The sequence below is a fragment of the Bacteroides sp. 214 genome (assembly GCF_010501015.1).
Lineage (GTDB): Bacteria > Bacteroidota > Bacteroidia > Bacteroidales > Bacteroidaceae > Bacteroides.
This window is the reverse complement of record NZ_QVML01000035.1, coordinates 1-380: the sequence shown is the minus strand read 5'-3', so window position 1 is coordinate 380 and position 380 is coordinate 1. Positions and strand designations below refer to the sequence as shown.

At 42.1% G+C, this 380-nt stretch carries 1 protein-coding gene; it reads left to right on the top strand.

What is annotated here, in order from left to right:
* Window positions 1–31: 31 nt before the first annotated feature.
* On the top strand, window positions 32–380 hold a 349-nt coding region (locus D0T50_RS13435; protein WP_163224037.1), incomplete at its 3' end, for a DDE-type integrase/transposase/recombinase.

Here is a 380-nt window from a genome sequence, read left to right as displayed (position 1 = left end):
ACGTCATACCACCAAATCCAATCATTTGTATATGAAATACCCTAATCTGATTAAAGGGGTGAGTGCCAATTATCCTAATCATATTTGGGTGAGTGATATTACCTATATCTGGATAGAAGGTGGAGTATGTTACCTTCATTTACTTACAGACGTTTATTCGCATGCTGTTTTAGGTTGGGTGTTGGCTCCCGGACTTCATGCCGAGTATACGGCAGAAGCCCTTAGGCAGGCTATAAAGAAGGCTGAAGGAGGGAACCTATGCGGAACAATTCATCATTCCGATCGCGGATCACAATATGCATGCGACTTGTATGTGAGTTTGCTTAAAGAACACCACATACGTATCAGTATGACAGAAGATTACAAACCCACCGACAATG